We start from the raw sequence: 25,600 nt of genomic DNA, 5'->3' as shown, positions 1-25,600 counted from the left end.
CATGGGTGCAGCGGTACATGCCGGTGTTGACTGGAGTCAAGGGAACGCCGTGCCGCCGCGCGGGCGGCGCCGCCGCGATTCAGTTCAGCTGGGCGCAGCTGGCGATCTGGCCAGCGTTGGCTGGAGCGCCGCGGATGCGGCCGGCCATGGAGACGGCCACGGTGAGCGCGTCCTTCGCGTTGGAGGGCTGACAGAACAGCAGGGTGATGTTGCTGCCCCTGGCGCTGCCGTCAGGGCGGAAGCGCACCAGCTGTCGGCCGCTGCTGCTGCGGATGATCAGCTTGCCGTCGTAGCCGCTGCCGACGTGCAGGGGGCGGTCGTCGGGTTGGTCGTCGCCGTCGCCGTCGCGGCCGAGCAGCCAGCCGCGCTCCCACTGGGTGCCCCCGCTACAGCGGTTGCCGTCCCGGCTGGGGCAGAACAACGTGCGCTTGCCGCTCATGACGGCGGCTTCGCGGGCGTGGTGCAGGGCGGCGATGAAGTCGTTCTGCGCCACCCGCAGCGCGTTGCGGCCCAGCAATTGCCGCAAGGGCGGCGTGGCGATGCCAAGCAGCACCGCGATGATGGCGAGCACCATGATCTGCTCGATCAGGGTCACGCCGCGCTGCCTGCGCAACAGGCCGGGATTCCTCGAAGTCGACACGGCATCGCTTCCTGCGGGGTCATGGACCTTCATGCTAGGACGCCGCTTTCGCCCGGACAGCCGTCCGCTCGCCATCCGCATGTCGGTCCCTGCTGACGCGTGCTGTCAGCAGGGGCGATTTAAAATGGCCCGTCGCACCCACATCTGTAGCCGATGACCGACCGCTTCCAACTCGTCGCCCCCTACCAGCCTGCCGGCGACCAGCCGCAGGCGATCGCCCGGCTCGCCGACGGTTTCGAGGCCGGTCTGGCCGCGCAGACCCTGCTCGGCGTGACCGGCTCGGGCAAGACCTACACCATCGCCAACATGATCGAGCGGGTGCAGCGCCCGACCATCGTGATGGCGCCGAACAAGACGCTGGCGGCGCAGCTGTACGGCGAGTTCAGGGAATTCTTCCCGCACAACGCGGTGGAGTACTTCGTCAGCTATTACGACTACTACCAGCCGGAAGCCTACGTGGTGGCGTCGGACACCTTCATCGAGAAGGATTCGTCGATCAACGAACACATCGAGCAGATGCGGCTGTCGGCGACCAAGGCGCTGCTGTCGCGGCGCGATTCCATCATCGTGGCCACGGTGTCGGCGATCTACGGTCTGGGCAATCCGGAGGATTACCTCAGCCTGCGGCTGATCCTGGCCACTGGCGAGCGCATCGACCAGCGCAAGCTGATCCACCAGTTGACCGAGCTGCAATACACCCGCAACGAGACGGAATTGCGCCGCGGCACCTACCGCGTGCGTGGCGAGATCGTCGACGTGTTCCCCGCCGAGTCCGAAACCGAGGCGTTGCGCATCGAGCTGTTCGACGGTGAAGTGGAGAAGATGGCGCTGTTCGATCCGTTGACCGGCGAGACGATCCGCAAGGTGCAGCGCTACACCGTCTATCCGCGCACCCATTACGCCTCGACGCGCGAGAGCGTGCTCAACGCGATCGAGACGATCAAGCTCGAGCTGAAGGACCGCCTGGAATATCTCTACAAGGAGAACAAGCTGGTCGAGGCGCAGCGGCTGGAGCAGCGCACCCGCTTCGACCTGGAGATGATGGCCGAGGTCGGCTACTGCCAGGGCATCGAGAACTACTCGCGCCACCTGACGAGGCGCGCGCCGGGCGAGCCGCCGCCCACGCTGTTCGACTACCTGCCGGCCGACGGCCTGCTGGTGGTGGACGAGTCGCACGTCACCGTGCCGCAGCTCGGCGCGATGTACAAGGGCGACCGCTCGCGCAAGGAAACCCTGGTGGAGTTCGGCTTCCGCCTGCCATCGGCGATGGACAACCGGCCGCTGCGCTTCGAGGAGTGGGAAGAGCGCGTGCCGCGCGCGATCTATGTCTCCGCCACCCCACGCGACTACGAACTGCACAAGTCCGGCGATGCGGTGACCGAGCTGGTGGTGCGGCCGACCGGCCTGGTCGATCCCGAGGTGGAAGTGCGCCCGGTGCGCACCCAGGTCGACGACCTGCTCAGCGAAGTGCACAAGCGCGTGGCGCTGGGCGACCGCGTGCTGGTCACCACGCTGACCAAGCGGATGGCCGAGAACCTCACCGAATACCTGGCCGAGCACGACGTGAAGGTGCGCTACCTGCACTCGGACATCGAGACGGTCGAGCGCAGCGAGATCATCCGCGACCTGCGCCTGGGCGAGTTCGACGTGCTGGTCGGCATCAACCTGCTGCGCGAGGGCCTGGACATGCCCGAGGTGTCGCTGGTGGCGGTGCTTGACGCCGACAAGGAGGGCTTCCTGCGTTCCACCGGTTCGCTGATCCAGACCATCGGCCGCGCCGCCCGCAACGTGCGCGGCAAGGCGATCCTCTACGCCGACAACGTCACCCGCTCGATGCAGGCGGCGATGGACGAGACCGCCCGCCGCCGCGAGAAGCAGGTTGTCTTCAACGAAGCGCATGGCATCACCCCGAAAACCGTGGTGCGCCGCATCGCCGACATCATGGAAGGCGCGCGCAGCGAGGCGGGCAACCGCCGCGGCGGCAAATCCTCGACGCGCGGTCGCGCCGCGGTGGCCGAGCCTGCCGCCGAGTACGCCGGACTCAGTCCCCAGCAGGCGGCCGGTGCGATCAGGAAGCTCGAGGCGCAGATGTACAAGCACGCGCAGAACCTCGAGTTCGAGGATGCCGCCCGGCTGCGCGACCAGATCCACCAGCTGCGCGAACAGGCCCTGCGCTGAGCCGGTGGCGTCGCCCCTCGCGGGATATTGTCGGGCGCCGGCGGCTCCCGTATACTGCGCGGCTCGCGTAGCCGGTACATCGGCGCGAAGCGGGCGGTTAGCTCAGCGGTAGAGCACTACCTTGACATGGTAGGGGTCACAAGTTCGATCCTTGTACCGCCCACCACCTTGAACCCAGCAACGGCGCGGCTTTCGGGCTTGGCGCCGTTTCTGCTTCTGGTGGCGACTGACCCCGCCCCGAGTGTGGCCATATTCATTGGGCAGCATGCCCCGGTGACTACCCGCTTGCACGTTGATGCCGGCGTTTCCATCGCGCCCAGCGGCGTTCCATCCACAGCACAGCCCGCCGCATCGGGCGGCGCAGGAATGACAGGTCCTGCGCCAGCAGCAGCAGCCCGAGCGGCAGCATCCAGAAGCCCAGCACCGGCAGGATGCTGAAGATGCCGCCCGCGATGAACAGCAACCCTGCGGGAATGCGTACCCAGCGTGCCGACGGTCCGCGCAACCAGCGCAGGCTTTGCCTGACACTCCGCGGCAGCTCTCGCTCGAAGCGATCGAGTCGCCGGTTGAGCCCGTCTACGTCTTTGTCGGTCATGTTGCGCGGGCAAGCCTTCCACGAAGACGCCTATCGTATCGGCAACCCCGCAGCTGCCGCCGGTGGCGGGTGGCGGATACACTCCCTATTCATCCTCCGACGAGGGCGGGGTGTAGGTCGGATCCTCCGAGTCGCGCGCATGGCGGATGGCGTTGCGCAGGCGCAGGTCGAGGTGGTCGAAGTCGAGGACGACCTTGCCGGAGTGGACCGCCTTGACGGCCGACATCGGCACCACGAAGTCGCCGGCGTTCTCGATGTAGACGAGCAGTTCGGGCAGGCCGTGCCGGATCTCGCGGACGGAACCGATGCCATCGCTGCCGTCGGTGACGAAAACCATGGAACCCTCGTTGATCTGTTCGTGCATGTCACGATTCCCCAGGGCGGGTTGGCGGAGGGACCCCGCCCGGCGGATGCTTGGCGGGCCGCGGCGCATGATGGGCATAGCCGTCGTCTTGAAGTGGTGAAAAACATGTCTCGCGTCGGGCCGATTGCAACGTCATTCACAGCTTCCGGGCCGGCTGTGGAAGAATGGGGAACCTGCCGCTGCGGATGGCTGGATCCAGCCCGGGGCGCCATTGCCGCGACACATACTCCCGCCGCATCCGGCGGCTGCCACAGACGAACGAGTCCCATGCAAGCCATCGAAACCCTGATCGACGACGCCTTCGAGCGCCGCAACGCACTCACCCAGGCCGAGATCGAGACCCATCTGCGACCGGCCATCGACCAGGTGCTCGACCTGCTCGAATCCGGCGAGCGCCGCGTCGCCGAGCCGGACGGCCACGGCGGCTGGACGGTGAATCAGTGGCTCAAGAAGGCGGTGCTGCTGTACTTCCGCATCAACGACAACCGCGTAGTGAACGGCGGCGCGGCGCAGGCCTTCGACAAGGTGCCGCTGCGCTTCGCCCACGGCAATGACAGCGAACTGCAGCAGCTCGGCGCACGCGTGGTGCCCGGCGCGCTGGTGCGCCGGGGCGCGCACATCGCGAAGGACGCGGTGCTGATGCCCAGCTACGTCAACATCGGTGCCTTCGTCGGCGCCGGCAGCATGGTCGACACCTGGGCCACGGTCGGCTCCTGCGCGCAGATCGGCGCAGGCGTGCACCTTTCCGGCGGCGTCGGTATCGGCGGCGTGCTGGAACCGCTGCAGGCCAATCCCACCATCATCGAGGACGGCTGCTTCATCGGTGCGCGCTCGGAAGTGGTCGAGGGCGTGGTGGTGGAGAAGGGCAGCGTGATCGGCATGGGCGTGTTCCTGGGCCAGTCCACCCGCATCTACAACCGCGTTACCGGCGAGGTCAGCTACGGCCGCGTGCCCGCCGGCAGCGTAGTGGTAGCCGGCAGCCTGCCGGCGAAGGACGGCAGCCACAGCCTGTACGCCGCGATCATCGTCAAACAGGTGGACGAGAAGACCCGCGGCAAGACCTCGATCAACGAACTGCTGCGTGCCGCCGTGTAGGAGCCCGCTTGCGGGCGATGCCTTTGGCGGGATTCGGGATTCGCAAGAGCAAGAGCATCGCCCGCGAGCGGGCTCCTACAGGAAGGAAAAACCGGGATGACGACTCTGTACGGACTGCCCACCTGCGACACCTGCCGCAAGGCGCGCAACTGGCTGGCCCGCTTCGAGGTGGCGCACGATTTCGTCGACTACCGCACCAACCCGGTGCCGGCGGCAACGCTGAAGGACTGGGCGGCGCAGCTCGGCGGTTGGGAGAAGCTGGTCAACAAGTCCTCCACCACCTGGCGCAACCTGCTGCCACAGCGCAAGAACCCCGGCAGCGATCCGGAATGGACGCTGCTGCTGAAGGAGTATCCCGCGCTGATCCGCCGCCCGATGGTAGTGCAGCCGGACGGTACGGTGAGCGTGGGCTTCACCGACAACGGCTTCAAGAAACTGTTCGGGCGCTGACATGCCGACGGCGCGCTGCTCGAAAGTCGCGCTGGTGGCGACGATCGCGCTGTGGCTGGCGCTGGTCGCGTTCGGCAACCTCACCGACTACCGCAGCAACCTCGCCTTCGTGCAGCACGTGCTGGCGATGGACTCGATCTTTCCCGACGCCGGCATTCACTACCGCGCGATCCGTGCGCCGCTGCTGCAGCATGCGGCCTACGTGCTGATCATCGCCGTCGAAACGCTGGCCGCCGTGCTGTGCGGCACCGGAGCCTGGCGCATGTGGCGCGCGCGTCGCACCCCGGCGGCGACGTTCCAGCGTGCCATGCGGCTCGCCGTGGCCGGGCTCACGCTAGGCGTGCTGCTGTGGCTGGGCGGCTTCTTGGCGATCGGCGGCGAATGGTTCGGCATGTGGATGTCCACGCAGTGGAACGGCCTGGCCAGCGCCTTCCGCTTCGTGGTGATGCTGCTGGCGGCGCTGCTCTATCTGGGTCAGAGTGACGCGGAAGGCGACCACTGAAGGCGCTGCCGCGTGGTGCGCTTGCTATGCTGCACCGATGCCTGCTGCCTGTTCCATGAACCCCATGTCCGATGTCCTCGAACTCACCCGTGACCTGATCCGCCGCCGCTCGGTGACGCCTGACGATGCCGGTTGTCTGCCTTTGATCGGCGAACGACTGGCACATGCCAGCTTTGTCGTCGAGCATTTGCGCTACGGGGATGTGGACAACCTGTGGGCGACGCACGGCACGGGTGATCCCACGCTGATCTTCCTCGGTCATACGGATGTGGTGCCGAGCGGCCCGGAGGCGGCATGGCAAAGCCCGCCGTTCGAGCCGGTCGTTCGCGATGGCCGTCTATACGGTCGTGGTGCGGCTGACATGAAGGGTTCGGTAGCGGCGATGGTAGTGGCGCTGGAGCAGTTCGTGGCGACGCATCCGGATCATCGCGGCCGGGTCGGCTTGCTGCTGACCAGCGACGAGGAAGGTCCGACCAATCTCGACGGCGTGCGCAAGGTGGCGGAACGCTTCCGCGCCACCGGCGAGCGGATCGACTGGTGCGTGGTCGGCGAGCCGTCGGCGAGGGAACGGCTCGGCGACCTGATCCGCGTGGGCCGCCGTGGCTCGCTTTCCGGCACGCTCAGCGTGCGTGGCGTGCAGGGCCACGTGGCCTATCCGGAGAAGGCGTTGAACCCGATCCACGCGTTCGCCCCCGCGCTGGCCGAACTGGCCGCCACGCGCTGGGACAACGGCAACGCCGACTTTCCGCCCACCTCGTTCCAGGTTTCCAATCTCAACGCCGGCACCGGCGCGAACAACGTGATCCCCGGCGAGCTCGTCGCACTGGTCAACTTCCGCTACTGCACCGCCAGCCGCGCCGACGACCTGCGCGCGCGCGCCGAGGCGATCCTGCAGCGACACGGCCTGGACTTCACGCTGGACTGGAACCTCTCCGGCGAACCGTTCCTCACCCCGCCCGGCGGCATCCTGCGTGAAACCGTGGTGGCCGTCTGCCGCGACCTGTGCGGCATCGACCCCGAGCAAAGCACCGGCGGCGGCACCTCCGACGGCCGCTTCATCGCGCTGCTGGGTGCCGAGGTGGTCGAGCTCGGCCCGGTCAACGCGACCATCCACAAGGTGGACGAGTGTGTGGATGTGGCGGAGCTGGAGAAGCTGCCGGCGGTGTATCGGGCGGTGTGCGAGCGGCTGTTGGCCGGGACCTGACCGGGCGATGACGTTTCAACCGGCGATTGCCGGCCGCCGTTGCGGTGCCCGCACCAGGCAAATCAGCGCATCAGTGTCGTTGTTCGCCATCGACATCCAGCCGCACCGCCTGCGGCACGGTTTCGTCCGGCTGGCCGTCCTTGAGTCCCTTGCGGAAATCGCCGATGGCACCGCCGAGGTCGCGGCCGACGTTGCGCAGCTTGCCGGTGCCGAACACCAGCAGTACCAGTACGAGCAGCACGATCCAATGCGAAAAACTGTTCAGTCCGAGCATGTTCCGGATTCCCGTTACGGATGTGGGTGTGGATGAGCCGGCTGCGGTTGCGGCGCCGGAGGAAACGCTGGTTGCGGATGGGCCGACAGGCCGAGGGACGGCGCCGGCGGAGCCAGGCATTGTTGCGGGCCGAGACTGCCGGCGGCCTGGCCGGGGCAACGGTAGTCCAGCGCGGCCACCATGGCGGGGGTGACCTCGTCGAAGCCGAGCACGGCCCCGCCGTGTTCGTGCACGAAGGCTTCCGCCGCCGCGCGGGTGGCGAACGGCGCCAGGGTCGGTCCCATCGAACCGGGCAGCGGCTGCCAGGCCACGTAGAAGGCGCGGCGCGCGTCGATGAAGCTGACCGCGGCGTGGCTGGGCTGCTGCCAGTCGAGGTGGGCGCTGTCCTGCACGTACAGTTCCTGCAGCGCGGACTGGTTTTCCGGCTGCAGCACGTAGGCGAAGAAGTCGCGGGTGGAGTCGAACACCAGCGGCTTGGTGCGTCCGCTCACCCACGCTTCCGCGCGCGGGCCCGGCGAACCATCCAGGTACATGCCGCACACGGCGCAGGCGTCGTCCGGATGGGTGTCGACCGCGTGCTGTGCGGGTGCGTGGCTGCCGCCGCAGCCGGCGAGCAGGGCCAGCGCAAGGGCCAGCACGGCCGGGCGGACGGAGCGGAGCGTGGGGCGGATGCGCATGCGGTTATCCTCAGACTTCCTTGCGCCGGAACGCGAGCATCGCCCACGTGAACGGCAGCACCGCCCAGACCAGCATCACCAGGCCCAGCAGCAGCGGCGGGTAGCTGTGGTGGGCGGTCATGCCGGTGAGTAGGTCGTTGCCGGCGCCGTCGCCCAGCGCGGTGAGGTTGACCAGCCGGAACACGTCGACCGGGTTGAGCAGCAGCAGGTACGGATACACCGCCCGCTCCAGCGGATTGCCGCCGCTGACCACCAGCAGCGCCAGCAGTGCGAGGTCGAACAGCACCACGCTGAGCAGCCAGCCGATCAGCGCCAGGCCGGCGGCGCGCGACTTGTCGGCGGTCTGCACGCTGATCAGGCAGGCCAGCCCGACGAAGCAGGCACCCAGCAGCGAGGCGCTGAGGATGAAGCGGCCGATGTGCAGCCACGCCTGCAGCGTCTGCGCGGGCGGCTGCATCCACTGCATGATCGCCACCGCCAGCCCGAAGCCGACCAGCGTGGCGGCAGCCAGCGCGCCGCAGTGGCCGAGGAACTTGCCGGCCACCAGCTGGCCGCGCGCCAGCGGGTAGCTGAGCATCAGCAGCAGGGTGCCGTCGTCGCGTTCGCCGACGATGGTGTCGTAGGCGATCAGCAGGCCGATCAGCGGGATCACGAACGCGCCCAGCGTGGTCAGGCTGGCCAGCGTGGCGTCGAACGAGGTGAAGCCCACGCGCCCGGCCGCGGCGCTGCCGAACCAGGCGATGCCCAATGCCAGCAGCGCGAACAGGATGGTCAATGCGACCGTCCAGCGGTTGCGGAAGTCGTCGCGGAACTCCTTGGCGGCGACGGTGAGGATCGGGTTCATGCGGCCACCTTTGCGCTGGATTGCGGACCGGCGCCGAGCCAGTCGTAGAGCTGCGCCAGGGTGGGTTCGCGCACATCGAGGTCGACGATCGCGGGATCGGCCAGCAATTCGCGCAGCATGTGCAGTTTGCTGGCGCGAGGTACCTGCAGTTCCAGCTGGCCATCGGGACGCGGCTGCGCCGACAGGCCGCCCGTTTCGAGGCGCGCAATCAGTTCGGGCATCGCCTGCTCGCGCGGACGCACCAGCACCTGCGCCGGCAGCGCGGCCTGCTCGCCCAGCGCATGCAGGCTGCCGGCCGCAAGCAACCTGCCCTGGCGCAGGATCAGCGCACCGTCGATGTGCGGCTCCAGCTCGGCCAGCAGGTGCGAGGAGAGCAGCACGCTGCGCCCGTCCGCGCGCAGCTCGCCGACGATGCGGTACAGCTCGCGCGAGGCCTGCGGGTCGAGCCCGGTGGTCGGTTCGTCCAGCAGCACCAGTTCCGGCGAACCCAGCAGCGTCTGGGCCAGGCCGAGGCGCTGACGCATGCCCTTGGAGTAGGTGCCGATGCGACGGTCGGCGGCGTGTGCCAGGCCGACGCGCTCCAGCAGCGCCGATACCTGGCTGCGCGGCGCCTGCTTCAGCCGGGCCAGGTAGTCGAGCAGCTCGCGCCCGCTCAGGCTGGCGTAGAAGGTGGCGCTCTCGGGCAGGTAGCCGATGCGCCGGCGCAGCGCGTACGCGCGCCACGGCGACTGGCCGAGCACTTCGAGGCGGCCACCGCTGGGCGCGATCAGGCCAAGAATGAGTTTGATCAGCGTGGACTTGCCGGCGCCGTTGTGACCGAGCAGGCCGATCACCTGGCCGCGCGGTACGCAGGCGCTGACGCCGTCGAGCGCGGCGAGCGCGCCGTAGCGTTTGGTCAGTGCCTCGAATTCAATCGCGTGGTTCATGGTCGGACCGGAGGGGAGTTGGGGCCTTCATCAGCGGGTGGCTGTCCTGTACCGACGGCGGCGTGAACACCGGGAACGCGCGCTGCACGTAGCGCAGCAGCAGCACCGCGGGGCTGGACATCAGGTTGCGTGCGGTGGGGTATTTCCACAACAGCACGTCGACGCCGTCGTTGGGGCGGAACGGCACGTCGCCGATGCCGTCGGCGTTCAGGTCCCAGCCGAGGTAATCGCTCCAGAAATTGCCGCGACCGTGCGCCGACCATTCCTGGGCGAGGTTCTGCACGTATTTCACCTGGATGCGGTTGTCCATGAAGCGGTTGCTCCACAGGCGGTTGTTTTCCGAGCCAGCGGTCACGTGGATGCCGATCTGCGAGTCGGTGACGAGGTTGTCGTGGAGGTCGTTGAACTGCGACAGGTAGACGAACAGGCCCTTGCCCTCGGTGCCTTCCACGGTGCCGCCGGCGTCGTCGCTCTGGCCGCTGATGCGGTGCACGCGGTTGCCGGCGATCTCGCTGTGCGCGATGTAGTTGAGCAGGAAGCCGTAGGACTTCTCGTCCTCGGAGCTGTTGCCGATCACCTTCAGGTGGTGCGAGGACATCAGCGCATAGCCGGCCAGGTTGCCGCGGCTGACGTTGTCCAGCAGCAGGTTGTCCTGGGAGTACATGTAGTGGATGCCGTAGCGCACGTCGTGCACCACGTTGCGCGCAATCGTGTTGTGCGGGCTGACGTAGACGTAGATGCCGTCGCGCGAATCGGCCACGTCGTTGCCCTCGATGGTGCAGCCGGTGTCGTTCCACAAGTGGATGCCGTCGCCGCGATCGGCCACGCGCAGCGAGCGCATGCCGCGGACCACGTTGTGCGCGACGCGCACGTTGGCCGCGCCGTCGAGGTAGATGCCGAACAGGCTTTCCTCGATGCGGTTGCCCTCGAGCGTGACCTCGCGCGCCTGGCGCTCGACGAAGATGCCCGCGTTCATTGCGGTGAGGTCGGTGCCGCTGCGGCGCACGGTCAGGCCGCGCACGGTGACGTTCGACGCGCCGATGCGCACGACGTCGCCGCTGCCGCCGCCGTCGAGAATCGCGCCGGGCTCGCCGATCAGCGTGATGGGTTTGTCCAGCCGCAGGTGCACCGCATGCACGCCGGCCGGCACATTGACCGCGGTGCCGGGCGGCGCCGCGGCCACGACCTGTTCCAGCGTCTCGCGCGCATGCGCCGACAGCGCCGGCAGCGCGAGCAGGAGCAGGATGGCGAGGCGGCGAAGCGTATGCATGGCACCGGACGATCCGGCCGTGCCGCCGCGGGATGCGCGACGGCACGGCACGGCTCAGGCCTCCACCAGCATCCGCCCGCTCATCTCCATGTGCATCGCATGGCAGAAGAACGTGCAGTAGTACCAGAACACCCCCGCCTTGTCGGCGGTGAAGGTGGCCGAGGCGGTGGCGCCGGGGCTGATCTCCATGTTGATGCCGTAGTTGGTGATGCAGAAGCCGTGGCTCACGTCCTCCACTGCGTCGATGTTGGTCACCACCACGGTCACCTCGTCGCCCTTCTTCACCTTGAAGCTGCCCAGGCCGAAGAGCGGCGCAGCCGAGGTCATGTACACGAACACCTTGTTGCCCTCGCGGATGACCTTGCTGTCGGTCAGCACGTTGATGCCGTGGCGCTTGGCCATCGCCACCGTCTCGGCGAAGAACGGGTCGTCGCGGTCCCAGCTCTTCTTGACCTTGTCGATCAGCAGCCGGCGGTGTAGCAGGATCACGTCGTGCGGCTCGGCGTAGACCGGGCCGTCGGCGACCAGCTTCATGGTCTCGCCGGAGATGTCGATCAGCTGGTCGTTGTCCGGGTGCAGCGGGCCGGTGGGCAGGAAGCGGTCCTTGGAGAACTTGTTCAGCGACACCAGCCACTTGCCGTCGGCATCGCGCGTCTCGCCCATCGAGGTATGGCAGTGCCCGGGCTGGTAGGCCACGTCGATCTTCTGGCGCAGGTAGTTCACCTTCTTGCCGCCGTGGGCGGCGATCGCGTCGGCGATGTTCCACTTGGCGATCTGGCTGTCGATGAACAGGGCGGTGTAGCCGTTGCCGCGGCCGTCGTAGGCGGTGTGCAACGGCCCCAGGCCCAGCTCCGGCTCGGCCACCACCACGTCGCGCGGATCCTTGAGCTTGCCGGCGAACCAGTCGTCGATGCGGCTCCATTCCATCACGGTGACGGTGGGCGAGAGCTTGCCGTTGGCTACCACGTACTTGCCGTCGGGGCTGGCGTTGATGCCGTGCGGATTCTTCGGAATCGGGATGTACAGCGTGAACGACGAGCCGTGGCGGCCGTCCAGCACCGGCACCTTGGAGCTGCCGATGGTCTTGAACTCGCCCTTCTTCACCGCCTCCTCGATGCGCGCGAGGTTGAACACCACCGCCCAGTCGCGCTCGGCCTGCATCGTGCCGGGCAGGTCCACGGCCTTTTCGCTGTTGTAGCAGGTGGAGATGGCGTACTTGCCGGCGTAGTCGACTTCGGTGTTGTCCAGGTTGCCGTCCACCAGCACCTGCCAGGCGACTTCCATGGTGTCGCCGTCGAGCGCGCTGAACATGGTCTGGTACTTGGCCGGATCGTCCAGGTCGCGGCCGTCGTTCGGCGCCGGGACCAGGAATTCGGCGTTGGCGAACACGTAACCGGTGCGCGGCGCACGCTGCACGCGCAGGCCGTGGATCGCCTGGACGTTGGGCACGTCGGTGATGCGGTCGGTGCGCATCACGTCGCAACGGATGCGTGCAACGCGGGTGTGCGCCTTGTCGTTGATGAAGATGTAGCGGCCGTCGTAGTGGCCGTCGGTCTGGCTCATGTGCGGGTGGTGGCAGTCGCCGCCGGGCGGGAAGTTCGGCCCGAGCACGCGCTTGCTCTCGTTGGTGACGCCCCAGCCGATGGTGAAGTCGGGGTTGAATACCGGGATGCGCATCAGCTCGCGCATCGAAGGCACGCCGACCAGGCGCACCTCGCCGGACTGGCCGCCGCTCCAGAAGCCGTAGTACTCGTCGAGCTGGCCGGGCAGCACGTGGTCGGAGAGTTCGCCGGTGGCCGAGGTCGCCTTGGCCGGTTCGGCGGCGGCGCCGGCGACTGTCGCGCCGGCCGGGTCACCCTTCCTGCCGCAGCCTGCCAGCGCCAGTCCCGCCGCGCCGGCGAGGCCGGCCAACGCGCTGGTCTTCATGAAGTTGCGGCGCGCGGGGTTGCCCGGTTCCGCGGACTGACCGGACTGGCCGGGTTGGTTGCTCGATTCGTCGTGCATGGCATTCGTCCATTCTGATTGTGGTGGGTCAGTCGGCGACCTTCGCCGGCTCGTTGGTTTCCGGCGTGGCGGCCGGGGTGATCGTCAACACCGGGGTGGGCAGCGGTCGCGCGGCGCGTTCACGCTTCTTGCGGCGTTCCACCAGTGGCGGGCATTTCTGGTCGTTGGCGTAGGTGACCTGGCAGTCCAGGCAGTAGTGGCATTCGTTGAAGTTGATCTGGCCGATCGCGTTGATCGCCTTCACTTCGCATTCGTTGGCGCAGATCTGGCAGGGGCGGCCGCATTCCTTGCGACGGCGCAGCCATTCGAACAGGTGGAAGCGGCCGGACACCGCCAGCCCGGCGCCCAGCGGGCACACGTAGCGGCAGTAGAACTTGTTGTTGAATGCCGCCACCACCACCAGCGCCAGCGCGTAGAGCACGTAGCTCCAGGAGCGGGCGAAGTGCAGGGTGATGGCGGTCTTGAACGGCTCGATCTCGGCGTAGCGCTCGGCCATGTTGAGCGACTGCAGCGACATCCCGAACAGCACCAGCAGCACGATGTACTTGATTGCCCACAGCCGTTCGTGCAGGTACTGCGGCACCTCGAATTGCGGCACGTGCAGCCGGCGCGCCAGCTTGTTCACCAGCACCTGCAGCGCGCCGAACGGGCACAGCCAGCCGCAGTAGATGCCACGTCCGAGCAGCAGCAGGGTGGCGGCCACGAACACCCACAGGATGAACACCAGCGGGTCCATCAGGAAGGTGGACCAGTGGAAGCCGTGCAGCATCGCCTGGATGAAGGTGAGGATGTTCACCACCGACAGCTGCGCCAGCCCATACCAGCCGATGAACACCAGCGTGTAGATCAGGAAACCCACGCGCAGGCGTTCGAGCAGGTGCGGGCGCGTCACGATCCAGTCCTGGAACATCAGGATCAGCGTGAGCACGGTGAGCCCCGCCACCAGCAACGCGATGTCCAGCCGGCGCCCGTGCCATACCTTCTGCCACAGCGGCGCGTCGGCCGGCAGTGCGTCGGCGTCCGCCTCGGCCGCCGCTTCAGGGCGTGTGGTGTAGGCCGCCGGCATGCGGTAGTCGCGGGTGAAGGTGTGGTAGATGCTTTGCAGCGGGCCGACCTGGCGGTTCACCAGCAGCTGCAGCGTCCACGGCCGGGTGGCGTCGAAGCCGCTGCCGCCGTTGCGCACGATGAAGATCGCCTGCTCGGCGAAGGCTGGCTTGCCGCGCAGCGGGGTGTCGTTCAACTGCACCAGGTCGCTGTCCTTGAACAGCACCAGCTTGCCGTCCTGCAGCAGGTGCACGCGGTCGAAGATGCCGCCGCGCACGTAGCCCACGCCCTTGAACGAGTAGATGCCGTTGGCCATCACCGCGATCGCCGAGTCGCCGGGCTTGAGCTGCTTCATCAGGTCGGCGTGGGCGGTGGGGCCGAGCAGGTTGCGGCCCACCGTGGGCGGGGTGACGTCGGCGAAGTACAGGTCGATGAAGGTGTCCGCGCCGTGGCCGGGCGCCGGCGCGGTGGGGTCGTCGACCAGGCCGCTTTCCGGCTGGCCCTTGAAGGCGTCGGCGATCGCCTGCCGCGCCAGCCGCAGGTGGCCGATCGTGCCGTTGCCGGTCAGCGTCTGCCAGTCGGCTGGCACGAAGTAGTCGGCGCGCACCTGCGCGGCGGCCGCGCCGGTGTCGGCCGCACCGGCGATCAGCTTGCGCGAGGCGGCCACCTTCAGCGCCGAGTTCATGATCGTCTCGTTGGCCACCATCGAGGTCACCGTGGCGCTGCTGATCGCGTCGATGCGCACGCTGCCGCTGGCGCCGCCGCCGACCACGATCTTGTCGTCCACGCGGTGGCCGATGTAGCGCGCCACGAAGTCGTACAGCCTCTGCACCGGAATGCCGACCAGCAGGATCGGTTCGTGCTGTTCCAGCACGCGGGCGTCGCGGATGGTGCCGTCGGTGCCGATCGACACCAGGATGTTGATCGGCGCCCCGGAGTAGGCCGGCACCGGCGCCACCATCACCGTCTCGAACACGTAGCCGATCACCTTGTCGCCGTGGTACACGGCCGCCGCAGGCGGGGTGCCCTCGATGTCGCCGTAGCGTTCGGCCTCGGGGAACACCTGGTGCAGCTGCGGATACTTTGCGTCGATGCTGGCCAGCGCCACCGAGGCGGGCGCCAGCAACAGCAGCGCGAGCAGCAGTCTGGCGATGAGGGAGCGTGGACGTGCGCCGCGCATCAGGCCAGCTCCGCCGTGCCGGCGATCAGCGGCAGCTCGCGCGAGCGCCAGCGCTGCTCGCCGCTGCGCGAGAACGCCAGCCACTGGTGGTCCTGTGCCGCCATCAGCGCGGACAGCCGCGGCAGCTCCAGCGAGAACGCCGCCGTGCTCATGCCGTCGGCCAGCACCGAGCGCTGCGCCACCACGGTTACGCTGGAATAACTCTGCGGCGACCAGCCGGTGCGCGGATCGACGATGTGGAACAGGCGCCGGTCGCTGGAGAAGAACACGCGGTAGTTGCCGGAGGTGGACAGCGCCGCGTTGCGCAGCTGCACCACCGCCGCCACCCGGCCCGTGTCGCGCGGGTCGACGATGCCCACGTTCCAGTGCCGCCCGGGATCGTTGCCGCTGATCGCCTGGATGTCGCCGCCGGCGTCGATCAGGCCGTACTCGATGCCGGCGCCGCGCAGCGCCGCGATGCCCTGGTCGACCACGTGGCCCTTGGCGATGCCGTCCAGCGTGATCGCCATGCCCGGCCGCAGCAGCCGCACGCCGCGAGCGTCCAGCACGAGGTCGCGGTAGCCGACCAGCGCGTCGCGGTCCTCGGCCACGCGCTGCTCGCGCGCATCGGTGCCGTCGACGCCGCGCAGCGTCTCGAAGTAGCGCAGCACCGGCAGCACGGTGACGTCGAATGCGCCGCCGGTGAGCGCCGACAGCGCCAGTGCCTCGCGCAACACCGCGTGCAGGTTCGACGGCACTAGCGCCAGCCGGCCGTAGCGGTTCAGCCGCGCCAGCGGGCTGGCCGGATCGAAGCGGGTCAACTCGGTCGCCGTGGTGGCCATGCGCGTGAACGCCGCCTCGATCGCCTCGCCGGCCGCCTGCACGTCGTCGCTCAGGCAGGTCACCGCCACCGAGGTCTGCATCAGCGTGCGCTCGCGGCGCACCTGCCACAGGTTCTGCTTGCGCTTGAGCACCGCCCAGCCGCCGCCGGCCAACAGGCTGCCGGCGATGGCGAGCTGGCCGGCCTGCCGCAGCAGTTGCCGGCGCTCGGGCGAGCGCGGTTCGGTGGGTTCGATGGAGCGGTGCATGGGAGGACCTCCCGGTGTGCGTTTTGGTGCGAATGCGAAAAGATGTGGAGCGTCAGGCCGCGCTGGCTTCGACCCTTGACGGCGGTTGTGCCACGACATCGGCGCCTTTGGCATCGCGCACGCCCAGGCGCCGCTGCAGTGCCGGGCTGGTGGTCGTGTACTGCAGGTTCACCTTGTCGCCAGGATGCAGGTGCGCATGCGCGGCGAACGCGCACAGCGCGGTTTCGTGGAAACCCGACAGGATCAGCTTCTTCTTGCCGGGATAGGTATTGATGTCGCCTACGGCGAAGATGCCGGGCACGGAGGTCTGCAGCGTCGACGGATCCACGACCAGCTGCTGGCGCTCCAGCGCCAGTCCCCAGTCGGCGATCGGCCCCAGCGCCGGATGCAGGCCCCAGAACACCAGCAGATGCGACGCCTCGATGCGCTGGACCATGCCGCTGCGTGTGCGCACGCGCACCTGCGACAGCGCGCCAGCGGCCGTCTCCAGTCCGACGATGTCGCCTTCGCAGAACTGCATGCGGCCCTCGTCGCACAGCGCCTGCATGCGCGCCACGCTGGCCGGTGCCGCGCGGAAGCTGGACGAGCGGTGCACCAGCACCAGGCTGCGCACCCGCTCGACCAGGGCCAGCGCCCAATCCAGCGCTGCGTCGCCGCCGCCGGCGATCACGATGTCCTGGTCGTCGCACAGCGCCGGCTGCGTCACCTTGTAGTGCAGCGTGCGGCCCACCAGCGGCGCGGCTTCCGGCAGGTCCAGCGTGCGCGGCGCGAACGCGCCCAGGCCGCCGGCAATGATCACCACGCCGGCGTCGAAGGCCAGACCGCCACTGGTCTGCAGGTGAAAGCGGCCGTTGTCCATGCGCTGCAGCGAGGTGACGGTGTGACCCAGGTGGAACTGCGGCGCGAACGGGCGGATCTGCTGCTGCAGGCGCTCGATCAGCTCGCGCCCACTGCACACCGGCAGCGCCGGGATGTCGTAGATCGGCTTGTCCGGATACAGCTCGACGCACTGGCCGCCGGCATGCGGTACGGCATCGATCACGTGCGCATCCAGCCCCAGCAGGCCCAGCTCGAAAACCTGGAACAGGCCGACCGGGCCAGCCCCAATGATGACGGTGTCGCAGTTGATCATTAATGAATCCGCCGTGTGGACGGGGATCATGCGCGCCCATCAGGGCGGTGCTTTTGATTTCGATCAGCTGCGCCGGCGGCGATTTGTGCGGTCGAATGCCGCATGGACGGCCGATCGGTCGACGCCGGTCGGCGCGTCAGCGTGCGGCCGGTTGCAGCACCAGCGTGTGCTGCGGCAGTCCCGGCAGCAGCGGCGTGGGCCTTCCCTCGACCCAGTCCGCGTGGCCCGCGCCGAAAGACGGTGACAGCGGGTGGTCGCTCTGGCCGCCGGGTATGTTGAGGATGGCGCGGGCCTCCTGGCCGGGAGCCACGACCAGGTGCTCGGAGGCACCGAAGCCGGGCGCGGCGACGTGCGGTATGTTGTTGTCGCCGGAGATCGGCTGGTCGGGCATGTCGATGAAGTGGCCCAGCCACGATGGCAACGCGGCGGACAACGGGTGGCGGATGCCGGTGCGGTTTTGTTCGCCCCAGCTGCGCGCAGCGAGACCGCCGGGTTGCCGGCCGAGTTCGTCCGCCACCTGCTTCGCCGCGTCGATGAGCAGGGCATGCCAATCCGGATATTTCGGATCGAGCCATGCCGCCGGCTGCTGATGGACCAGGGCCCACACCGCCGCCTCGGCGCTGGTCTCGCGGGGCCAGCTGAAATCCGCGTAGCGCTGCTGCACCCGGGCGGCGAACGGCGCCAGCACCGCTTCGCCGACCTGGTTGCGGAAGGCGCGTACCAGGCGGTAATCGACGCTGTCGACGGCGGCCCGGCCGTGCCATGTGGCGGTGAGTTGGCGCAGCGGCTGCAGTGAAGGGTCGCGGCTGTCGGCCAGGGTGTCCTGCAGCAGGCGCTGCCAGCGGGCGAGGAACAGCGCACGGTCGTCGAGCTGGATGTCGAGCAGGGTGCCGGGGGTGAAGCTGGCGCGGGCACGCAGGTCGTCGCGGATCTGCTGGGCGCGGGCGCCGAGGTCATGGCCGCCGTTGCCGAGCAGGGCCAGCGCCTCGCCGTCGACGGTGCGGTTGTTCGCCGTCCACAACCGGCCGTCGGCGGGGTTCTCGATGCGCGGGTACTGCGCCGGCGTGGCCCAGCCCTGCCAGCCGCTGCCGGGCCTGGACCAGTCCGACGGCAGTCGCGGATCGATGCCGGCGCGCAGCGGGATGCTGTTGCCGACGATGGTCCAGCCGATGTGACCGGCGCGATCGGCCACCAGCAGGTTCTGCGGGCGCAACTGGCCGCGTCCGGTTCTGTTCTTCAACTACCCGCCGGAGATCCGCAAGGTGATCTACACCACCAACGCTGTCGAGTCAGTGAACTACGGTCTGCGCGGACTCACCAAACATCGCGGCGCGTTCCCCGGCGGCCTCTTTCATCGCCTTCGATCGTGCGACAAATTGCCACAGTCAATCGTTGAATTCATTTGCGCACTCGACACCTCTCTATGACGGATGGGCCGCGGAGGCGATCCATCCGTTCTTTTCATCACGAGAGAGGGAAAAAGTCATGCGCATCAATAAGAGTTCCATCCTTTCCGCCGTGGCCGTAGCGGCGCTCGCCTGTGCGACTGTCGTATCGGCGCAGGGCACGCCGTCCTTCGTCCAGGTGGCGTCGCACCAGAACTTCAGCGCCACGGTAAGTGCCCTGCAAAAAGCGGTGGCTAGCAATCAAATGATGGTGATGGGCCATATCGATCAGGCCAAGGTGATGTCGATGACAGGCCTCAAGCTTGAGGGTGCCCAGACTTTCCTGGTCGGCAATCCGCAGATGGGCAAGCAGGCGTTCGGCATGAGTCCGGCAGCCGGTGCCGTGCTGCCGGCCCGCGTATACGTGTGGTCCGACAAGGGCAACACCTACATCGGCTACTTCAAGCCGTCGGTCCAGCTCAGTGCAATTTCTCCCGGCTTCGAGATGATGGGCGGCATGCTCGACAAGAAGCTGGACATGGTGGCGAACCAGGCTGCGAAGTAACCCGAGCCGCGGGCGGATGCCTGGCATCCGCTCGTCTTTATCTGCGCCTTGCGCAATCACGAGGAGGTAGCAGTCATGCAGCTTTTTGCGAGGATGTCGCTGGGAGAACTTCTTGCCACCTTGCTGGCACTGGCTGCGGCATCGGTGTCACCGCTGGCATTCACCATTTCGGCAAGCGGAATCATCACGATGCACCGCCTTGGCGAAGTCGCCATATTGCCGGGATTGGTGGCCTGGGTGTTTTTCGTAGTGCTCGCTTTCGCCATGCGCTGGCGCCGCTTGACCTCCGCGGGCCTGCTGGCGCTGCTTGCCGGTGTGCTTGGCACATTGGTGATGGAAGTGGTGCGCTCGATCGGTTTCAGGGTGTTCGAGGCCATGCCCGGTTCGTTGCCCATGCTGATCGGCGTGCAGCTGACCGATCAGTTCATGAGTGGCCCCGATCTCTGGTCGAACCTGATTGAGTGGGGTGATCATGTCTGGAACGGCATTGGTTTCGCGTTCATCTACATCGCGGTGTTCGGCCACCAGCGTTGGTGGGTAGGCGTCTTGTATGCCATGGGCATCGCCACCGCTTTCATGCTGAGCCCCGTGATGGACATCATTGGCGCTGGGGTCTTCGGTCATGATTTCGCTCCGGTGCGTTTTCCCGCGACCGTCTATCTGGCCCATATCGTCTATGGGGCGATGGTCGGTTGGATCACGCAACGCTCCAAGCATGCGCCGCGACACTTCCTGCTGGATCTGTTCTAGACCAGCAAGGGAGTCCCCCCGGCTCTGCCGGGGAGGCCGTAGAAGTTTGACGCATGCGGGAGTCCACCGGGGAAACTCCGTCCGTGAGCCGCTGATCCGCCAAGCACACAGTCCCGATGGACGAGTATGAGAGCTTAAATCACACGCAATGGGAATGCCTGTACCACGTGATGTTCATACCCAAATGCCGTCGTCGCACTGTGGGATCGCGTTAGCGATCCCGATTCAGCCGCTTTGAGCGGCTCACACAACTAAAGCACCCGGCTTTGCGAGGGCACTTGCCTGACAAAAAATTATTGTATTGCTACCCCTTTTTGCCTTGATGGCAAGTATGGAACGAAAGGCCAGACTTGCACGCATACCTGATTTTCTATCCATGTGAAATCAAAACTTCTCAAAGGGCGCGTCGCGGATCGGGTTTAATTTCGCCATAGACATTGGGCACGCGACGCAGTGCGAAATGCCTGCGTCGCTATTTTTTGTTCGCGGGTAGCATGGCTATTGCATAAGCTTCCACGAAGATTTTTCAATTCTTTGGGTACTAGAGAAATGCCTGCTGCATGAACTTTGTGTTTGCCCATCTTTCACCTCGGTCATCTGCTTTGGCGATATTGAATTGCTTGCCGGAGTACCCTGGATTCAGGAATGAGATAGATTATCGCAGAAATATAATTTGTGGACGTCTATTTGACCCGGATCAAGATTAATTACCTACGTTCCATTGATGATTTCGGCGCACCAGCAGGACAGCACATCCAATAGCGAAAGGTATGGCGGATTATCCGTCGCATCTCCTAGGATTTTCTTTTACAGCTAGCGCCGACGATACTTTCATCTGCAAGTGAAAGGACGCGGTGTGGAGAACGGACCATGCATCTCTTCAATCGTCGTTTTGTTATAGCCAGCCTCCTGTTCGCATTGCTCCATCCTGCCGGGGTGCTGGCTGGACAGGAGCAGCCGGGAGCCAGGTTGTTCCAGAGCAAGGGCTGCTCCGGCTGCCACACGATCGGCGGTCAGGGCGGTCACGTGGGGCCGATCCTGGACAACGTCGGCGACCGCCTGTCGGCAGAGTGGATCTACAAGTGGCTGAAGGATCCGCCGGCGGTCAAGCCCGACACTAACATGCCGAATCTGCACTTGACCGACGACGAGCGCGCGCAGCTGACGTTCTACCTAACGTCACTGAACTCCGGCGTGCGCCCGGCGCGGCCGGTCGTCATGACCTCGACGGGCGAGGTCAAGAGTAATCCTCCGGATCTCGACCCCAAGTCGCCCGAGAACAATTATCTGGATCTCGGCGTGCACGAGTCGTATGTGAAGGTGCAACGGGGCAATATCCAGGATCAGATCCAGAGCTTCATTCCGCCGGTCTACGAACCGGCGGTGACCGAATCCGCCTTCGTGCTTCCGCCTGGCGCGTTGCGCGTCCAACTGGGCTACCGCCAAGTGGGCGCGCTGGACGCGAGCGACGTCGCCGGCCAGCTGGACATCCAGGGGCACTTCAACAGTTTTCACCTCAATCGCCAGTTCACGGACCTGGACCTGGTCCTCGGACTGGACCACAACATGACCCTGCGCTTCAACCTGCCGATCCAGAGTTCGCGGATGCAGGCGGAGCTCAACCCGCAGTTCATCAACATGATCTCGGCGTTTCCACAGGGCAGCACCTCGGCGGTCGGTGACTTGAGCGTGTTCCTGAAAAAGAAGTTCGTCGACCAGGGCAATTTCCCGGTCGGCATCGCCGGCGTCGCCGGTCTGCGGTTCCCGACCGGATCCAACAAGGAAAAGTTCGACCCCGGCACCACCGCATCGCTGATGGGCATGAAGATGATCTTTCCGTTCCCGGCCATCGACGGCAACGGAAACCCGGACATGAGCACGATCGGCGACGGCATCTTCCGGCGGTTCTCGAACGACGGCCGCCTGCCAGCGCCGCTACAGCCCGGTCTGGGCACGCTCGGCGGCTACCTGGGGGTGTTCGCGAGCCGCCAGCTGGAAGGCAGCAGCTTCTTCGGTCGCGGCGCGCTGCACGTCGGCTCGCTGTACGAAATCAGGCCGAAGGCCGACGGTGTCGATCCGGGTGACGTCGTGCGCTGGTTCGTCACGTTCGTCAAGCCGATCTGGCACGACAACGTCTCGCTCGACCTGACCTACCTCGGGTTTCACCAGCAGACGGATTCCTACGACGGCAAGCTCTTCCAGCCGATCAATCCCATGGCGACGACCGGGCCGCTGTCCGGCGGCATGCCGATTCCGCCCAGCATGATTCCGCCGATGCCGGGCCTTCCGAGCCCGGCCCCGGTCGGCTTCAAGATCATCGACCGTCCGTCGTTCTCCGGCGGCACCACCCAGTTCGTGTCCGCCAGCGTCGTGGTGATTCCCAACCCCCTGTTCAAGGTATCCCTGGGGGCACTGGTGCGCGTCGCCAAGCCCAGTCTGGGACCGTCGCCGCCGTACGTGATCAACGCCTCGTTCACCTATACATTCGCCTCGGGTCTTTACCGGGGAGGGGAGTAATTCCATGCGCCTCGATCTTCGTTTCCTGATTGCTTCGGCCCTGCTGGCGGGATGTGTGTCCGCCGCTGTGGCTTTCGATTACGTGACCTGGCCCGATGGCCGCCGCGTGCGCGTGGTGCAGGCCAATCCCCAGCTGGATCTGTCCAGCCTGAAGAGCGGCATGAGGGGCCATGTACTCGACCGCCGCTTCAACACCAATGAAGGCGAATATCTCGCCAACGAGATGTACCTGTCGGGCACGGAATTCTTCCTGCGCGCCGGTGAACGCAAGCTGCCGATCGCCCATGACCGCCAGTTTGCGTACATCGCCAATATCGAGGCGTACTGGTACTCGCGCTACAACCTGGTCGGACCCACGATCCGCGCCCGCCTGGGCATCGGCTTGGTCAACGGTCCGTACATCGATCTGCTGGCGAAGTCGCAAACCCGTCTCAACCGGTTCGGCCGCGATCGCGGCGAGCTGGTGGAGTCCAACAAGCAGGTGATGCTGTCGGATGTGGTCGGATCCTTTCTGAAGCGCTCCGGCATGCCGTACCAGTTCGACAACGCGGTGCCGACCATGCTCGAGTTCAAGTCGGGCGATCCGAAATTTGTGATGCCCGTGAATACCAAGATAGACAAGTACGGACGTCCAACCTACCTCGACGATTTCGAATCGCTGCGCTGGTCCAACGACAGCATGGACCACAACATCGATATGGGCGGTGTCGGCCAGGCCATGCTTAAAAAGGTGCTGTGGTCCAAGTTCTTCCTGCGCCGCAACCATACCGACATCGATTTCCCCGGCGAGGTGTTCCTTGGCAACAATGCCGAGGACGGGTTCCGCGGCGGCATGCTTGCCCTGGCTTCCCTCTCCACCATGATGATGACCAAGGCGGCACTGTTCGTCGATCCTTCGCACCGCGAATCCCATCTGCCGCCGACGTTCCACACGCTGAAGCTGGTCGGCATCGATCCGCGTAGCTACCACCCCGACGCGGGCCTGCGCTACATTCCGCACGAGATCCATCCGACCCTGACCTACATCGGCGACCTTCCGGTGCGCCAGTACGATTTCTCGACGAAGGACGTTTCCAGCCAGCTGTGGGACCAGGCGTCCTGGCTATGGGCGACCTCGGAATACTTCGACTTTTCCAACCCTCGCAAGCGCGACAACTGGAACAACGTATTCGGGTACCAGACCCCTTACGACGGCAGCATCCTGCCGCAGAAATATGCGCTGCTGGCGCAGGACATGGCCAATGTCGTGCTCGACAACATGAAGGCGATGCATCGGGTCGACGGCGTACTGGTGTCGTCCTGGCAGCCCGGCAAGGGCCCCGGCCACAGCGTCAGGATTTCGGATCTGGCCCTGGCCATGGTGGCGCTCGACGACTTCGGGCGAAACATGGACCTGGAACCGGCCCGGGAGCAGGATGCCAAACAGTTGCTGCAGCAGCAGGCCGATTTTCTGCTCGGCGCCCAGGCGGCGGACGGTTCCTTCGTTTCCGAGTACCAGGTTCCCGGCGCCAGGCCGTCGGGTGAACCGGACAGCACCAGCCAGGCCTTCGGCATCCGCGCCATGCTGGTGGCATACCACGCACTGGGCGACAAACGCTATCTGGATGCGGCGCATCGGGCCAGCGCGAACTGGAACAGCAAATTCTGGGACAAATCGGCCTGGCTGTACCGCAATACGCCGGAATCGGATCAGGTGGTCTACACGCCGGTGGACGTGGCGGCCACGCTCGGCGCGCTGCGCGAGCTGGTGCTGGTCGACCGCGACATGCATTTGCTCGACCGTTTCAAGAAGTTTTTCGTCCAGGCCGTGGATTCCAGCGGCCTGCAGCAGGCCGAGGACCTCTACACCGGCGAGGACATCAGGCAGGTGCGCACTGGCGACACGGACAGCGACGGCGACGGTATCCCGTTCGTCGGCACCAGCGGGATCGACTCGGTCTTTGCGTCGAAGGTCGCCTTCGATCTGGGCCAGCCGGCGCAACACCCGGTCGCCGCGCCGGCGCGTCCGCATCCGGTCACCGGCGAGCAGATTTTTGCCGCCAACTGCGAGGTCTGCCACGGCAAGGGCGGCGTCGGCACCGAAGGGCCGACGCTGATCGACAACTCGTTCGTGCAGCTTACCGGCCGCGACGGCGTCATCCGGACGGTGACCGACGGTCGCGTCGGTGTCGGCATGCCGACGTGGGGCGGCGTGCTCACCGCCGACGAGATCGGCAGGGTGGTGGACTACATCCGCGGACTGCACGGAGCCGAACCCGACAAGCAGGCGGTGGCCAAATGAGAGTCCCGGAGAAGCCGCTGCGGCAATACCCCTGGATTCTGGGCCTGTTCTTCTGGAAGCAGAAGAGGAAATACGGGCAGGTGCTGAAGCCGGGGCTGCTCTGGGGCAGGTCTCCGCGGATGTTCATGGCGGTCGCGCTCCTGTACGGCGTGCTGGACAGGAAGCGGTCGCCGCTGAGTCCGGCACTGCGTTCGCTGGTGACCGTGCGGGTGTCGCAGATCAATTGGTGCCGTTTCTGCGTGGATGTCAATTCCGCGACGCTCGCCAAGCGCACCGGCTCGATGGAGAAAGTGCTGGCATTGGCCGATTGGCGCCATAGCGACCTGTACGACGACGTCGAGGCGGCAGCGCTGGAATACGCCGAAGCGATGACTTGCAGCGACCGCCAGGTGACGGACGAGCTGGTGGCGCGGCTGTCGAAACATTTCGACGACGACGCTCTCGTGGAACTGACCGGGCTGATCGCCTTCCAGAACATGTCGAGCAAATTCAACAGCGCCCTCGACGTGCCGGCCCAGGGGTTCTGCCAGCTGCCGCCGCCCGGGCAATAGCCGCGCGGCGAGTACTCCCGGCACGGACGAATGCGCGGCTTCATCATCCCTCCACCACAACAAGGGAAAGCACGATGAGTATCGAGTTGCGGATGCTGGTCTGGA

22 protein-coding genes, 1 tRNA gene and 2 pseudogenes are annotated in these 25,600 nt (G+C 66.4%); 12 read left to right on the top strand and 13 right to left on the bottom strand.

Annotated elements, in window-relative coordinates; translation table 11 throughout:
- Positions 1–79: 79 nt before the first annotated feature.
- Positions 80–640 (bottom strand): GspH/FimT family pseudopilin, encoded by a 561-nt coding sequence (locus LRK53_RS14380; protein ID WP_235642342.1) that lies wholly within the window; start codon positions 638–640, stop codon positions 80–82.
- 153 nt (positions 641–793) lie between these two features.
- Between LRK53_RS14380 and uvrB the strand changes: the two genes are divergently transcribed.
- Both uvrB and LRK53_RS14370 read left to right on the top strand, forming a co-directional pair.
- A complete protein-coding gene (uvrB, locus tag LRK53_RS14375; RefSeq protein WP_027491951.1) occupies positions 794–2,818 on the top strand; it encodes an excinuclease ABC subunit UvrB in 2,025 nt (674 codons plus the stop codon).
- 91 nt (positions 2,819–2,909) lie between these two features.
- A tRNA-Val gene (locus LRK53_RS14370) sits at positions 2,910–2,984 on the top strand.
- A 111-nt stretch (positions 2,985–3,095) separates the two neighbouring features.
- Here LRK53_RS14370 and LRK53_RS14365 read toward each other — a convergent pair.
- Positions 3,096–3,413, bottom strand: coding sequence for a hypothetical protein (locus LRK53_RS14365; RefSeq protein ID WP_027491952.1), 318 nt, complete (start codon positions 3,411–3,413; stop codon positions 3,096–3,098).
- Between the two features lie 85 nt (positions 3,414–3,498).
- Entirely contained in the window at positions 3,499–3,777 is a 279-nt protein-coding gene (locus LRK53_RS14360; RefSeq protein WP_027491953.1) for a hypothetical protein, read from the bottom strand.
- Between the two features lie 105 nt (positions 3,778–3,882).
- On the opposite strand from LRK53_RS14360, the gene dapD reads away from it, so the two are divergent.
- From dapD to dapE, 4 genes are all read left to right on the top strand, one after another.
- Positions 3,883–4,872, top strand: a complete 990-nt coding sequence (dapD, locus tag LRK53_RS14355; RefSeq protein WP_235642341.1) for a 2,3,4,5-tetrahydropyridine-2,6-dicarboxylate N-succinyltransferase — start codon at positions 3,883–3,885, stop codon at positions 4,870–4,872.
- 96 nt (positions 4,873–4,968) lie between these two features.
- Positions 4,969–5,322, top strand: a complete 354-nt coding sequence (locus tag LRK53_RS14350; protein ID WP_027491955.1) for a Spx/MgsR family RNA polymerase-binding regulatory protein — start codon at positions 4,969–4,971, stop codon at positions 5,320–5,322.
- 1 nt (position 5,323) lies between these two features.
- Positions 5,324–5,824, top strand: a complete 501-nt coding sequence (locus tag LRK53_RS14345) for a DUF2165 family protein (protein WP_027491956.1) — start codon at positions 5,324–5,326, stop codon at positions 5,822–5,824.
- Positions 5,825–5,888: 64 nt separating this feature from the next.
- On the top strand, positions 5,889–7,028 hold the full coding sequence (dapE, locus tag LRK53_RS14340) for a succinyl-diaminopimelate desuccinylase (protein ID WP_235642340.1): 1,140 nt from the start codon (positions 5,889–5,891) through the stop codon (positions 7,026–7,028).
- A 70-nt stretch (positions 7,029–7,098) separates the two neighbouring features.
- On the opposite strand, the gene tatA is transcribed toward dapE, so the two are convergent.
- From tatA to LRK53_RS14290, 10 genes and pseudogenes are all read right to left on the bottom strand, one after another.
- Positions 7,099–7,302 (bottom strand): twin-arginine translocase TatA/TatE family subunit, encoded by a 204-nt coding sequence (gene tatA / locus LRK53_RS14335; RefSeq protein WP_027491957.1) that lies wholly within the window; start codon positions 7,300–7,302, stop codon positions 7,099–7,101.
- Positions 7,303–7,316: 14 nt separating this feature from the next.
- Complete coding sequence (locus LRK53_RS14330) at positions 7,317–7,979, bottom strand: nitrous oxide reductase accessory protein NosL (protein ID WP_027491958.1); 663 nt, start codon at positions 7,977–7,979, stop codon at positions 7,317–7,319.
- A gap of 10 nt (positions 7,980–7,989) precedes the next feature.
- Positions 7,990–8,823: an ABC transporter permease gene (locus LRK53_RS14325; RefSeq protein WP_027491959.1), complete on the bottom strand. Its 834-nt coding sequence runs from the start codon at positions 8,821–8,823 to the stop codon at positions 7,990–7,992.
- Positions 8,820–9,749 carry an ABC transporter ATP-binding protein gene (locus LRK53_RS14320; protein WP_027491960.1) on the bottom strand — a complete coding sequence of 310 codons (930 nt, stop codon included), beginning with the start codon at positions 9,747–9,749 and terminating at the stop codon, positions 8,820–8,822. Before LRK53_RS14320 ends, LRK53_RS14325 begins: the two co-directional genes overlap by 4 nt.
- The gene (locus LRK53_RS14315; RefSeq protein ID WP_027491961.1) at positions 9,733–11,019 is read right to left on the bottom strand and encodes a nitrous oxide reductase family maturation protein NosD; all 1,287 of its coding nucleotides are present in this window, start codon (positions 11,017–11,019) and stop codon (positions 9,733–9,735) included. Before LRK53_RS14315 ends, LRK53_RS14320 begins: the two co-directional genes overlap by 17 nt.
- Positions 11,020–11,073: 54 nt before the next feature.
- Complete coding sequence (gene nosZ / locus LRK53_RS14310) at positions 11,074–13,023, bottom strand: TAT-dependent nitrous-oxide reductase (protein WP_027491962.1); 1,950 nt, start codon at positions 13,021–13,023, stop codon at positions 11,074–11,076.
- 28 nt (positions 13,024–13,051) lie between these two features.
- Positions 13,052–15,247, bottom strand: coding sequence for a NosR/NirI family protein (locus LRK53_RS14305; protein WP_027491963.1), 2,196 nt, complete (start codon positions 15,245–15,247; stop codon positions 13,052–13,054).
- Positions 15,247–16,314 (bottom strand): FAD:protein FMN transferase, encoded by a 1,068-nt coding sequence (locus LRK53_RS14300; RefSeq protein ID WP_027491964.1) that lies wholly within the window; start codon positions 16,312–16,314, stop codon positions 15,247–15,249. The genes LRK53_RS14305 and LRK53_RS14300 overlap by 1 nt, the downstream gene beginning before the upstream one ends.
- A 52-nt stretch (positions 16,315–16,366) precedes the next feature.
- Positions 16,367–17,476: an NAD(P)/FAD-dependent oxidoreductase gene (locus LRK53_RS14295; protein WP_235642339.1), complete on the bottom strand. Its 1,110-nt coding sequence runs from the start codon at positions 17,474–17,476 to the stop codon at positions 16,367–16,369.
- 106 nt (positions 17,477–17,582) lie between these two features.
- A pseudogene (locus tag LRK53_RS14290) lies at positions 17,583–18,653 on the bottom strand (penicillin acylase family protein); the annotation flags it as partial.
- 1 nt (position 18,654) lies between these two features.
- Here LRK53_RS14290 and LRK53_RS14285 point away from each other — a divergent pair.
- From LRK53_RS14285 to LRK53_RS14260, 6 genes and pseudogenes are all read left to right on the top strand, one after another.
- Positions 18,655–18,786 (top strand): annotated as a pseudogene (locus LRK53_RS14285) (transposase); the annotation flags it as partial.
- Positions 18,787–18,931: 145 nt separating this feature from the next.
- Entirely contained in the window at positions 18,932–19,396 is a 465-nt protein-coding gene (locus tag LRK53_RS14280; protein WP_027491638.1) for a DUF302 domain-containing protein, read from the top strand.
- A 75-nt stretch (positions 19,397–19,471) separates the two neighbouring features.
- Positions 19,472–20,146 carry a hypothetical protein gene (locus LRK53_RS14275; RefSeq protein ID WP_185754567.1) on the top strand — a complete coding sequence of 225 codons (675 nt, stop codon included), beginning with the start codon at positions 19,472–19,474 and terminating at the stop codon, positions 20,144–20,146.
- 870 nt (positions 20,147–21,016) lie between these two features.
- Positions 21,017–22,663, top strand: a complete 1,647-nt coding sequence (locus LRK53_RS14270) for a c-type cytochrome (RefSeq protein ID WP_081666540.1) — start codon at positions 21,017–21,019, stop codon at positions 22,661–22,663.
- Between the two features lie 4 nt (positions 22,664–22,667).
- Positions 22,668–24,944, top strand: coding sequence for a c-type cytochrome (locus LRK53_RS14265; protein ID WP_027491640.1), 2,277 nt, complete (start codon positions 22,668–22,670; stop codon positions 24,942–24,944).
- Positions 24,941–25,495 carry a carboxymuconolactone decarboxylase family protein gene (locus LRK53_RS14260; protein WP_027491641.1) on the top strand — a complete coding sequence of 185 codons (555 nt, stop codon included), beginning with the start codon at positions 24,941–24,943 and terminating at the stop codon, positions 25,493–25,495. The genes LRK53_RS14265 and LRK53_RS14260 overlap by 4 nt, the downstream gene beginning before the upstream one ends.
- The last annotated feature ends 105 nt before the right edge of the window (positions 25,496–25,600 follow it).

Source organism: Rhodanobacter thiooxydans (assembly GCF_021545845.1).
Taxonomy (GTDB): Bacteria; Pseudomonadota; Gammaproteobacteria; order Xanthomonadales; family Rhodanobacteraceae; genus Rhodanobacter.
The sequence above is the reverse complement of the archived record's forward strand: the minus strand, read 5'-3'. Positions and strand labels throughout refer to the sequence as shown.

Excerpts from the sequence above, each read along its gene's own strand:
- uvrB (WP_027491951.1), top strand. The coding sequence starts at position 794 with ATGACCGACCGCTTCCAACTCGTCGCCCCCTACCAGCCTGCCGGCGAC.
- LRK53_RS14365 (WP_027491952.1), bottom strand. The coding sequence starts at position 3,413 with ATGACCGACAAAGACGTAGACGGGCTCAACCGGCGACTCGATCGCTTC.
- LRK53_RS14360 (WP_027491953.1), bottom strand. The coding sequence starts at position 3,777 with ATGCACGAACAGATCAACGAGGGTTCCATGGTTTTCGTCACCGACGGC.
- dapD (WP_235642341.1), top strand. The coding sequence starts at position 3,883 with ATGTCTCGCGTCGGGCCGATTGCAACGTCATTCACAGCTTCCGGGCCG.
- LRK53_RS14350 (WP_027491955.1), top strand. The coding sequence starts at position 4,969 with ATGACGACTCTGTACGGACTGCCCACCTGCGACACCTGCCGCAAGGCG.
- LRK53_RS14345 (WP_027491956.1), top strand. The coding sequence starts at position 5,324 with ATGCCGACGGCGCGCTGCTCGAAAGTCGCGCTGGTGGCGACGATCGCG.
- dapE (WP_235642340.1), top strand. The coding sequence starts at position 5,889 with ATGTCCGATGTCCTCGAACTCACCCGTGACCTGATCCGCCGCCGCTCG.
- tatA (WP_027491957.1), bottom strand. The coding sequence starts at position 7,302 with ATGCTCGGACTGAACAGTTTTTCGCATTGGATCGTGCTGCTCGTACTG.
- LRK53_RS14330 (WP_027491958.1), bottom strand. The coding sequence starts at position 7,979 with ATGCGCATCCGCCCCACGCTCCGCTCCGTCCGCCCGGCCGTGCTGGCC.
- LRK53_RS14325 (WP_027491959.1), bottom strand. The coding sequence starts at position 8,823 with ATGAACCCGATCCTCACCGTCGCCGCCAAGGAGTTCCGCGACGACTTC.
- LRK53_RS14320 (WP_027491960.1), bottom strand. The coding sequence starts at position 9,749 with ATGAACCACGCGATTGAATTCGAGGCACTGACCAAACGCTACGGCGCG.
- LRK53_RS14315 (WP_027491961.1), bottom strand. The coding sequence starts at position 11,019 with ATGCATACGCTTCGCCGCCTCGCCATCCTGCTCCTGCTCGCGCTGCCG.
- nosZ (WP_027491962.1), bottom strand. The coding sequence starts at position 13,023 with ATGCACGACGAATCGAGCAACCAACCCGGCCAGTCCGGTCAGTCCGCG.
- LRK53_RS14305 (WP_027491963.1), bottom strand. The coding sequence starts at position 15,247 with ATGCGCGGCGCACGTCCACGCTCCCTCATCGCCAGACTGCTGCTCGCG.
- LRK53_RS14300 (WP_027491964.1), bottom strand. The coding sequence starts at position 16,314 with ATGCACCGCTCCATCGAACCCACCGAACCGCGCTCGCCCGAGCGCCGG.
- LRK53_RS14295 (WP_235642339.1), bottom strand. The coding sequence starts at position 17,476 with ATGATCCCCGTCCACACGGCGGATTCATTAATGATCAACTGCGACACC.
- LRK53_RS14280 (WP_027491638.1), top strand. The coding sequence starts at position 18,932 with ATGCGCATCAATAAGAGTTCCATCCTTTCCGCCGTGGCCGTAGCGGCG.
- LRK53_RS14275 (WP_185754567.1), top strand. The coding sequence starts at position 19,472 with ATGCAGCTTTTTGCGAGGATGTCGCTGGGAGAACTTCTTGCCACCTTG.
- LRK53_RS14270 (WP_081666540.1), top strand. The coding sequence starts at position 21,017 with ATGCATCTCTTCAATCGTCGTTTTGTTATAGCCAGCCTCCTGTTCGCA.
- LRK53_RS14265 (WP_027491640.1), top strand. The coding sequence starts at position 22,668 with ATGCGCCTCGATCTTCGTTTCCTGATTGCTTCGGCCCTGCTGGCGGGA.
- LRK53_RS14260 (WP_027491641.1), top strand. The coding sequence starts at position 24,941 with ATGAGAGTCCCGGAGAAGCCGCTGCGGCAATACCCCTGGATTCTGGGC.